Origin of the sequence: Cobetia sp. 5-25-4-2, from assembly GCF_013374075.1 — a bacterium.
GTDB classification, from domain to species: Bacteria; Pseudomonadota; Gammaproteobacteria; order Pseudomonadales; family Halomonadaceae; genus Cobetia; species Cobetia marina.
The window spans coordinates 1-621 of record NZ_BLWK01000025.1 but is presented as its reverse complement, the minus strand read 5'-3'; the positions used below and the strand labels follow the sequence as shown (position 1 = coordinate 621).

At 65.1% G+C, this 621-nt stretch carries 1 protein-coding gene; it reads right to left on the bottom strand.

All coding sequences use genetic code 11. The features are described 5' to 3' along the window. Positions 1-621: Ig-like domain-containing protein (locus tag HXS65_RS17365; RefSeq protein ID WP_176494534.1), on the bottom strand; the 621-nt coding region annotated here is incomplete at both ends.

Sequence of the window (621 nt, the reverse complement as noted above, 5' to 3'; positions counted from 1 at the left end):
TGTCGGTGACGGTGTCCTTGGTCGCGGCATCCGTGAACTCGGCCGCATTACCGGCGTCGTCAGTGACGGTCAACGTCGCGGTCAGTTCGCCCTCGGCCAGGTCGGAGAGATTCTGGCCAGCGACAGTCAGAGTAGTGCCATCGACAGTGATATCGGCGGGGTCGACGGTGACGGAGCCACCTTCGCCGTCGGTGATCACCAGCTGGACGTTGCTGCTGTCCAGGCCGTCTTCGATGGAGCCGGTCAGCGTCACGTTGCCGATCTCGTCGGCATTCAGGAAGGCATCGCCACCATCCACAAAGGCGATGCTGTTGTCGCCTTCCGCCGGCGGGGTGGTGTCGGTGTTGCTGTCGACGGTGACGGGGTTGGACGGCGCACTGGTGTTGCCGGCTGGATCGGTCGCGGTGGCGGTCAGCTCGGTACCGTCTTCCGGCATCGGGTCGAGATCGACCGAGAAGGTGCCATCCTCTTCGACTTCGGTGGTGGCGACCGGGTTGCCATTGCCATCGGTGATGTCGACGGTCGCGCCGGGCTCACCGGTGCCGGAGAGGGTGGTGCCATCGGTGTCGTTCAGCGTCGGGGTGTCGGTGACGGTGTCCTTGGTCGCGGCATCCGTGAACT